The organism is Bacillus sp. SRB_331 (genome assembly GCF_003264175.1).
GTDB lineage: Bacteria > Bacillota > Bacilli > Bacillales > Bacillaceae_G > Bacillus_A > Bacillus_A mycoides.
In genome coordinates this window covers 265-664 of record NZ_NADV01000161.1, presented here as the reverse complement: position 1 = coordinate 664, position 400 = coordinate 265, and the positions used below count along the sequence as shown (strand labels likewise).

General features: G+C 45.5%; 1 protein-coding gene. It reads right to left on the bottom strand.

Annotation, left to right across the window (positions count from 1 at the left end; genetic code table 11):
• Positions 1 to 400: reverse transcriptase domain-containing protein (locus B5P42_RS31635; protein WP_181458868.1), on the bottom strand; the 400-nt coding region annotated here is incomplete at both ends.

The following is a 400-nucleotide window of genomic DNA, read 5'->3' as shown; positions in this document are numbered from 1 at the left end:
CAACAATTCCTTCAGGTTGCTGCATAAAAATATCTTCTTGTACGTCGCCGTTGAGAAAAGCCCCAACGATATCAATTTGTCGGATCTGTAGATTGTGTTGAGCAGCAATAGCAAGTAACACACGCATTGACGCCTGATGAGCAACAGGGGCAAAGGTTTCATCGAAATCAACTCCATGTCTTTGTGAGAATCCTCGAACCACCAAACGGGCTTTAAACTTCCTGATAGAGCCATCCCCAGAAAGGCTTGGTTTCACCGTTAAAACCCATTTACACGAGATAGCCTTTCGTCCGGGAGGCAAATCTTGTAAACTCCAGGTTTGAAAATCTAACATCTGTTGATACTCAGCTCGAATCGCGTCATACCAATGACCAGCGTGAGGACTGCTCAGGGCTTCAGT